Annotated in this window: 7 protein-coding genes; 3 read left to right on the top strand and 4 right to left on the bottom strand. The window is 57.4% G+C overall.

Going from position 1 to position 8,126, the window contains the following annotated elements:
- A partial coding sequence (glcE, locus tag A1355_RS21015) for a glycolate oxidase subunit GlcE (protein ID WP_064031242.1) occupies positions 1-868 on the bottom strand: 868 nt, incomplete at its 3' end.
- On the bottom strand, positions 868-2,325 hold the full coding sequence (locus A1355_RS21010; RefSeq protein WP_064031241.1) for an FAD-linked oxidase C-terminal domain-containing protein: 1,458 nt from the start codon (positions 2,323-2,325) through the stop codon (positions 868-870). The genes glcE and A1355_RS21010, both read right to left, overlap by 1 nt.
- A 440-nt stretch (positions 2,326-2,765) precedes the next feature.
- Between A1355_RS21010 and A1355_RS21000 the strand changes: the two genes are divergently transcribed.
- The 3 genes from A1355_RS21000 to hflC all read left to right on the top strand — a co-directional run bounded on the left by A1355_RS21000 (position 2,766) and on the right by hflC (position 6,821).
- A complete protein-coding gene (locus tag A1355_RS21000) occupies positions 2,766-4,025 on the top strand; it encodes an FkbM family methyltransferase (RefSeq protein ID WP_082885689.1) in 1,260 nt (419 codons plus the stop codon).
- A gap of 847 nt (positions 4,026-4,872) precedes the next feature.
- Positions 4,873-5,871 carry an FtsH protease activity modulator HflK gene (gene hflK, locus A1355_RS20990; protein WP_157197985.1) on the top strand — a complete coding sequence of 333 codons (999 nt, stop codon included), beginning with the start codon at positions 4,873-4,875 and terminating at the stop codon, positions 5,869-5,871.
- Positions 5,868-6,821 carry a protease modulator HflC gene (gene hflC / locus A1355_RS20985; RefSeq protein ID WP_082885688.1) on the top strand — a complete coding sequence of 318 codons (954 nt, stop codon included), beginning with the start codon at positions 5,868-5,870 and terminating at the stop codon, positions 6,819-6,821. Before hflK ends, hflC begins: the two co-directional genes overlap by 4 nt.
- 205 nt (positions 6,822-7,026) lie before the next feature.
- On the opposite strand, the gene A1355_RS20980 is transcribed toward hflC, so the two are convergent.
- Together A1355_RS20980 and A1355_RS20975 are read right to left on the bottom strand one after the other, a co-directional pair.
- A complete protein-coding gene (locus tag A1355_RS20980) occupies positions 7,027-7,521 on the bottom strand; it encodes a YchJ family protein (RefSeq protein WP_064031237.1) in 495 nt (164 codons plus the stop codon).
- Positions 7,522-7,667: 146 nt separating this feature from the next.
- Positions 7,668-8,069 (bottom strand): metallophosphoesterase family protein, encoded by a 402-nt coding sequence (locus tag A1355_RS20975; RefSeq protein WP_064031236.1) that lies wholly within the window; start codon positions 8,067-8,069, stop codon positions 7,668-7,670.
- Positions 8,070-8,126 lie beyond the last annotated feature (57 nt).

Below are 8,126 nucleotides of genomic sequence, written 5' to 3'. Positions count from 1 at the left end.
TTAGCCAGCGTAAGGCGCCGCCCCAATCCAGCAATTGCCGGCCGGGCAGCGCGGACAACAGCGCCGCCGGCGCGACGCTCAACCGCCACAGGTCGCCGGTTTCGGCGAAGAACACCAGTGCCTGCTCGCGCAACGCGCGCCAATATTCAGGGCCGTCGCCAAGGATTTCGCCGCCGATCCGGGCAGCGGCCGCCGCGACGGCTGCTTCGGCGCCGCTCAAGCGCACCCGCAACCGGCCGTCGTGATGGCTCAGCGCCGACAGCGGCAGGGACTGGCCTTGCAGTCGGTTCATCGCGGCCAAGGCTTGGTCCTCGGCGAGGCTTTGCGCTAGCGTGAGTTCGGCTTCCGGCATCGGCAAGACTCTCAACGACGCTTCCAGTAACACCCCCAGCGTGCCCAAGGCGCCGACCATCAGTCGGGAGACGTCGAAGCCGGCCACGTTTTTGATGACCCGGCCGCCGAAGCTCAGGGTTTCGGCGCGGCCGTTGACGATGCGGCAACCCAGCATAAAGTCGCGGGCGCTGCCGGCGAAGGGCCGGCGCGGCCCGGAAAAACCGCAGGCCAGCGTACCGCCCAAGGTCGCGCGCGTGCCGAAGGCCGGCGGCTCGAAGCCGAGCATTTGCCGGCGTTCGGCCAGCAAGGCTTCGATTTGCGCCAGCGGCGTGCCGGCGCGGGCCGTGATGACCAATTCGCTGGGTTCGTAGGCGATGATGCCGCGATGTTCGGCAAGCGATAACACGGTGTCGGCCGTATCGGCGCCGCCGTAGAAGGCTTTGCTATTGCCGCCGACAATGCGTAACGGCCGCCGTGCGGCGCCGGCTTGGCGGATTTGCTCGACGACAACATCGCTCATATCCGCGTTCGTCATCAAAACCGCTCCAGTTCCGGATGCGGTAAGCGGCCGCCGTGGACGTGCATCTTGCCAAGCTCCGCGCAACGGTGTAGCGTCGGCACTGCCTTGCCCGGATTCAACAAGCCGTTCGGATCGAAAGCCTGTTTCAGCGCGTGAAATTGCTCAAGCTCGGCGGCCTGAAACTGCACGCACATCTGCGGCAATTTTTCGTGACCGACGCCGTGTTCGCCGGTGATGGTGCCGCCGACTCGCACGCACAATTCCAGAATGTCGCCGCCCAGCGCCTCGGCCTTGTCGAAGTCGCCGGGCCGGCCGGCGTCGTACAAAATCAACGGATGCAGATTGCCATCGCCGGCGTGAAAAACATTGACCACGCTCAAGCCGTAACGCTCGGCCAGCGCGGCGATTTCGGCCAGCACCGCCGCCAGATGCCGGCGCGGAATGGTGCCGTCCATGCAGTAATAATCGCTGGCGATACGGCCGACCGCCGGAAACGCGGCCTTGCGGCCGGCCCAGAAGCGCTGGCGCTGTGCGGCGTCGGCGGCCACCCGAAGTTCGCTGGCGCCGGCTGCCCTTAGAAGCGCCTCGGCGCGGGCCAAATCGGCATCGACCTGTTCCGGTTGGCCGTCCAGTTCGCATAGCAAGATCGCCGCTGCCTCCACCGGATAGCCGGCGTGGACGAAGGCTTCGGTGGCGCGGATCGCGGCGTTGTCCATCAGTTCCAGGCCGGCGGGAATCAGGCCGGCGCCGATAATATCGGCCACCGCCGCGCCGGCCTGTTCGATGGTCGCGAACGCGGCCAACAATACTTGCACCCGCGGCGGCGTCGGCAACAGTCGCAGCGTGGCCTCGACCACCACGCCCAACAAGCCTTCCGAGCCGATCGCCAAGGCCAGCAGATCGTAACCGGCGCCATCCAAACCGCTGCCGCCCAGGGTCAGCAATTCGCCGGTGATCGTCGCCAATTTGATTTGCAGTACGTTATGCACTGTCAGGCCGTATTTCAGGCAATGCACGCCACCGGCGTTTTCGGCGATATTGCCGCCGATGCTGCAAGCGATTTGCGAGGAAGGGTCCGGCGCGTAATACAAACCGTGCGGACGGGCCGCTTCGGAAATAGCCAGATTACGCACGCCGGCTTGCACGGTCGCGGTGCGGTTGATGGGGTCGATGTCTAAGATGCGATTGAGCTTGGCCAGCCCCAGCACGATACCGCCGGGCACCGGCAGCGCGCCGCCCGACAGACCGGTGCCGGCGCCGCGCGCGACGACCGGAATTTGGTGGGTATGGCACAGTCGCAGCAGTGCCGGTATCTGTTCGACGCTGTCCGGCAGCACCACCAAGTCCGGCAATTGCGTGTAGGCCGCCAGGGCGTCGCACTCGTAGACCCGCAACAGGGCCGGATCGGCGATGACGTTGGCGTCGCCGACGATTTGTCGGCAAAGCCGGATAAACGACGATGCGATAGTCACGAGGCGGCCTCGGGGATAAAGCGGCTATCGTACAACAATTGCCCGATCGGCCGTTTCGTTTCTCTCGCGCTTTCGAGTGCCGGCGCAGGCGGCTCGTTGAGATTTCCGCCTTGCTCCGCGCTGTTGCCCGCCAAACTGCCAAGTGCCTGGAGCGACATCACGGCGAATAAACCGTCCCGTTGGTATGGGCTAGAATAAACCGCCAACGAAGTACTCTCTAAAAACCGCGTAAGAGGCGCGAACGATTTTCTGATTTTTCAGCTCACGGATGCGCTTTTACCAATATACTCGCGGTGATATGAAAAATACCTAGGGCCAATGCGAGTCACGATTTTACGGGTCGCGGCTCTGTGAGAGTAGCTGAATACTTGTGGGCGTTTTAGTTTTTATACCTGGTTTAGAACAGAGTTTTCGACAACGCTAATAGGAATTAAATTAATATGAAAGAATCGCCTTATATTATACAAATCCATCATGTTGGGGGGCGGGATGGAGAACTCGGCGAGTTTCCTAGAAACCCGAATTTCAACGAAGACATTGTCTATCATATTTACGATCCGGATGAATCTTGCCTACCGCAGATTTCCGTAATCAGTCAAAAGCGCGGTCTGAACTTTAAGTTACATCCTTATGTGGTGGATAAGGAAGAGGGAAATATTGAATTTCAATTAAATCATTGTCCCTGCACGAGTTCGCTATTACCACCCGCCGATTATCGACCGGAGCAATATTCGCCATCGGCATTAATGGGCGATTATGTTTATAGAGAGGCATTTCGACCGGTGGCGTCGATTTCGGCGCCAAGCGTGACATTGGATCAGTTGGCGAAACGGGAGCAATTTACCGTCGATTTTCTGTCGGTCGATACGCAGGGCGGAGAGGAACGTGTATTTTTAGGTGCCGAGGAACAATTATCGAATCATACAATAGGTGTGTTATGCGAGGTTGAGTTTCATGAGTTATATAAAGACCAACCATTGTTCGGCGATATTCATGCCAGAATGCGTGCAATGGGATTTCACTTTATTCGGTTTTTCGGGAGAGAAGCGCAGGTTAACTTTTTCCGAGCAGGTATCGGTTTTCGAGGCGAAGGCATGCAGATGGCTGCGGACGCTTTGTTTCTCAAGGACCCGGAAAGCTTGGAAAAAACAGCACGGAATCCCAAGTCAAGCTTGATTAAGTTGGCGTTTATTGCTCTATCGTTCGGCTATTTGGAATATGCGCTCGATTGTTTGCGGCGGGTTGTAGACAGTTCTGGAAGTTTCGGTATCGATCCTGAAAATTCGCCAGTTTATGTTGGATTTTTAGAAAAGCTATGGAAAATATATCAGTCAACGCCGTATATTCCGCAACCTTCGTTTGCCGAGCTATACAACGTTGAAGAAGCGCAACGTCGATTCCATCCGTCAAATCCGCATGCCTGGACTACATTCGACCGGGACCGCGTTATTAAAAATTATTTAGCTAAGTTGGATGTGGCGGCGTTCGAACTTTATATTTCAAATATGTTGAAACCCGATGACACGGAAATCGAAGCGTTATTTCGCGTTTATGGCATAGTGAGTGTGTTAAATACTGTCAAGGAGAAAAGAATCAAGCATGCGACCATGGTAGTTGAAAGTCTAAAACTCGGAAGCAAAGTGGATGGTGAATTTCAGCTAAGAATTAATGAAGAACTGAAAAGACTGAAGATTGTTTAGTTTCATAGGTATTTGTTTCTCGGCGCTGAAAGCGCTTTTGCAACCCTCTTTCATCAGCTAAATACAGGTAATAAAGCCCATCCTTTCAGCGCATTCCAGCTTACCGTCGCTAGTTTTTGGCATTAATATAGTTGCTCTGGCTGATGACCTATGCCTGCTGCTTGCGGATTCCGAGGGGTACAGCAAGTTCTCGCGGCATTACCAAATCGAGGTTCGCGGGGCGGCCGAATTTACGCTGGTGGTCTTGTTCAACTAAGGTGTTCGAAGCCTGGCCTTCGAATCGCCGGCATGGGCCTGCGGGGAATGGCGAGCGGCGGCGTTGCTAATCCGACGGGGTTTCGATTGCCCCGTTCGACCGGGATTTGCGCAAACCAGGCATGGGTAGGTTCTAACACTGATCAGTGTCATGGCACCGGTGGATGGCGCATCGGTGTAGCGTACGCCGAAGTCCGCGCCACGGTAGGAACGGTGGTATCGCCGGCCGCCTAATCGCTAGCGATCCGATGCCAGCCAATAAAGGTAGGTTAGCTCCGCTATCAAGGTGGTGTCAGCGGGGTCTGCTTGATCGGGTTGGTCGTGGAAGGCATCGGCCAGTCGGTATTCTGCGCCGGGCCGGCGGTTCGATGCGCTCGGTAAGTAAGGCGGTTTGGAGCGGGTTTCAGTTTCGCGGAACATGGGCGACCTCTGGAGTGGGTGAGCGTGCCGACATTATGCGGCGCTATCCGGTAAAGGAATGCCAAGCAAGGTAAATCCGGGTAAAGCGTAGTCAGCATTTTAGTTATTGCATAAGGGTCGGCTATCGGCCAAACTCCTTTGAGAATCGTAGCCCAGACTATGGAGGTCCGCCGTGAACGATGCCAAGGTGATATTCGAGCGTTTTCCCAGCGAATGGCCGGTGCCGCCGTTGGTGTTGGCTGTAGCGGCCGTGCTGCTGATCGGGGCAATGATGTCGTTCTATACGATACCGGCCGAATCCGAAGGCATCGTGCTGCGCTTTGGGCAGTATATCGATAAAGTCCCGTCCGGTTTGCACGCCAAACTGCCGTTCGGCGTCGATCAAGTGATTACGGTACCAACCCAGCGCCAACAAAAACTGGAGTTCGGCTTCGCGACGCCGGGTTTTTCCAATCCGGATCAGGCCGGCGATCAACCGGCGTTGGAAAAATCGATGGTGACCGGCGATCTGAATTCGGCGTTGGTCGAGTGGATTGTCCAATATCGGATTACCGATCCGGTGAAATATCTGTTCGACGTCCGCGATCCCGGCCAAACCTTGCGCGATTTGTCCGAAGCGGTGATGCGCGAGGTGGTGGGCGACCGTACCGTCGACGAAATCATCACAATCGGTCGCCAGGAAATCGAGGAAACGGTGCTGAACCGCACTCGGGAATTGGCCGACCGCTATCAACTCGGCGTGTCGATCAATCAGGTGCAACTGAAAAACGTCAATCCGCCGGTGCCGGTGCAACCGTCGTTCAACGAGGTCAATCGCGCTCAACAGGACCGGGAAAACGCGATCAATCTGGCCAACGGCGAGTACAACAAGGCCGTGCCGAGGGCGCGCGGCGAGGCCGACCAAGCGATACGCGCCGCCGAAGGTTACCGCTTCAAGCGAATCAACGAGGCGGAAGGCGACGTTGCCGCGTTTAACCAGGTGTTGGAACAGTATCTGAAGGCGCCGGAGGTGACGCGCATTCGGATCTACCTGGAAACCTTGGGTGACGTATTGCCTCGGGCGCGCCAGCAGATCATCGTCGATGACAGCGTCCAACAAATTCTGCCGATGCTGCCGTTCGCCGAGACCAAGGCGGCGCCGGCCGCCGCCGCGAGCGAGGTGGCGCAATGATGTCGCGCGTGCTGGCGATACTGTTGGCGGTGCTGGGTTTTGTGTCGACCTTTCGGGTCGATCAGACCGAGCAAGTCATCCTGACCCAATTCGGCAGTCCGGTCGGCGAGCCCATCGTCAAGCCCGGCCTGCATTTCAAATTGCCGTTCGTGCAACAAGTCAACAGTTTCGACAAACGCTATCTGGGTTGGGACGGACCGATGGTGGAAATGTCCACCAAGGACAAGACCTATGTGCAGGTGCATACCTTCGCACGTTGGCGTATCGCCGATCCGTTGCGCTACTACCTGCGCTTGCGCGACGAGCGTAGCGCGCAGTCGCGGTTGGAGGACATTCTGGGCGGCGAGACCCGCACCGCGATCGCTCGTCATGAGTTGATCGAAGTGGTGCGTTCGGACAAGGACCGCAAGCCCTTGCAGGACGAGTCCTTCACCGGGCCGTTGACCGGCGAGGGCACGTTGGGCGTGCTGCGTCCGATTCGGGTCGGCCGGGCGGCGATCGAGAAGGATGTGTTCGAGGCTGCCGCGCCGAAACTGGCCGAATTCGGCATCGAGTTACTGGACGTGCGCTTCAAGCGCATTAACTACAACCAGCAAGTGCTGGAACGGATTCATCAACGCATGATCAGCGAGCGTTTACAAATTGCTCAGCGTTTCCGTTCGGAAGGCGAGGGCGAGGCGGCGCGGATCAAGGGTAACAAGGAACGCGACATCAACGAAATTCAGTCCGCCGCCTATAAGCTGGTGCAACAAATTCAAGGCGAGGCCGACGCCAAGGCCACCGAAATCTATGCGAAAGCTTACGGCCAACGCCCGGAAGCGGCCGAGTTTTACAAGTTCTCGAAAACGATGGAAACCTACCGCAAGGTCATCGACGGCGATGCCAGCCTAGTGCTATCGACCGGCGGCGATTTGTACGGGCTACTGAAACGGCCGGATAAGGGGCGTTAGATTACTCGGGCAGTCCATTGTCGATACGCCCTAAATACCATCCGCCGGGTTTGCCGCTCGACCCGGCCTTTAAAATACCGTTCGCCTGTCGAAGAGCGCGCCAGCCTGAGCTTGGCCGAACTCGGCCGAACGAAATACCCGTGGTCGATTGGGCTGGGCTGATAGACAAAATCCCTCGGCTGAACCCCGCGTGCGGAAGGCGGATTTAGCGGCCGCAGCAACGCTTGAATTTTTTGCCGCTGCCGCAAGCACAGGGCGCGTTGCGGCCGGTGTCGGTCGTGATGCCGACTCGGCCGGCGGCCTTGATTTTGCCGTCCAGGTAATACCAGCGGCCGCCGGTTTTAACGAAGCGGCTGATTTCGTGCATGAAATGGTCGTTATCGTCCTGGCGGTAAAACGCCTTGAATTCGACGATGCCCTTGGCGTCGAGTTCGCCGCCTTTCTTGGTGTCCACTATCGTCAGACTTTGCCAATTAGCGCTTTCCTTGGAGAAGTCGATGTCGGGCGGCCGGGTTTCGATCGCCCAGGTGTCTAGCAAATAGGCGGCGTTTTGGCCGGCGTAGGCGGTAAAGCGGGAGCGCATCAGCGCGGCGGCGGTTTTGGGTATTTGCCGGCCGTCGTGGAAGGGTTGGCAACAGTCGGCATAGCTCAAGCCGGAGCCGCACAGGCAAGTGGAATTCTCATTGTTCAATGTGATCATGGCCTGATTCTACCCGAGTTTACCGGTGCCGGCCGATGCTCGATGCGCGGTGGATCAACCGTTGGCGCGCAGCGCGTTGCGCAATGCGTAATAGGCCTCCTGCCCCCTGCGTCAGAATAGTTGTCGCCTCAAATTTTTAGACCCCTTTAAATTTGAGATAAAACATGCAAGGGCACGATTAACGCACCCAGATCAATTTCGCCTGCGCCATTACGTCCCGTTTGGCCCACCACCGTGGTGTCGAATAAATCCAATAACGGAGAAGACGCTTCCAAGCGACCGGGCGAATCATGATTGCCGGCAATCATCACCACCCGCAAGTGAGGCGCCGCTTCGCGTGCCGCCTGCAGAAACCGGTATAACTGCTTCTGTGCCGCCGCCGACGGGTTGGCGTTATCGAAAATGTCGCCAGTCACCAGCAACGCATCGACGTCTTGCTCGCGCAGTTGCACGAGTAGCCAATCGAGAAAGCATTGGTGTTCAAAATGTCGGTCAAAGCCTTTGAGCGAATGGCCTAAATGCCAATCGGAGGTGTGGAGAATTTTCATAGAGGGCCTAGCAATCAAGCAAAACCAGGCTTGATATATTTAACCAAAAATGAGAAA

The organism is Methylomonas koyamae (genome assembly GCF_001644025.1).
GTDB classification, from domain to species: Bacteria; Pseudomonadota; Gammaproteobacteria; order Methylococcales; family Methylomonadaceae; genus Methylomonas; species Methylomonas koyamae_A.
This window is presented reverse-complemented; position numbering and strand designations above follow the sequence as displayed.